1 protein-coding gene is annotated in these 237 nt (G+C 54.0%); it reads right to left on the reverse strand.

Annotation, left to right across the window (positions count from 1 at the left end; translation table 11 throughout):
• The coding region (locus HBA93_RS23485) for a hypothetical protein (RefSeq protein WP_221724817.1) at positions 1-237 on the reverse strand (237 nt) is incomplete at both ends.

A 237-nucleotide genomic window follows, 5' to 3' on the forward strand; every position in this document is an offset into this window, starting at 1 on the left:
TTGTTTGTCTGCGCGGCACTGGCAAATTGCACAGTATTGCGCTCCAAGACGACCCCCGTGCCGTCAGTGCTGAGTTGCGGTGTGGCAAAAGCAAAGTCGTGTTTGATATCAGGCGAGAAGCTGGAGCCGGAAAGGTTGGGAGCGTCTATAATCCGGTACGTTTCTCCAAGAGCATAAAGCAGGTCGGCAGCGCGTTCAATTTCCAGCGCTCCGCCTTGTAACTCTACATCCTGTGCA

Source organism: Ochrobactrum sp. SFR4 (genome assembly GCF_019730395.1).
Classification (GTDB): Bacteria; Pseudomonadota; Alphaproteobacteria; order Rhizobiales; family Rhizobiaceae; genus Pseudochrobactrum.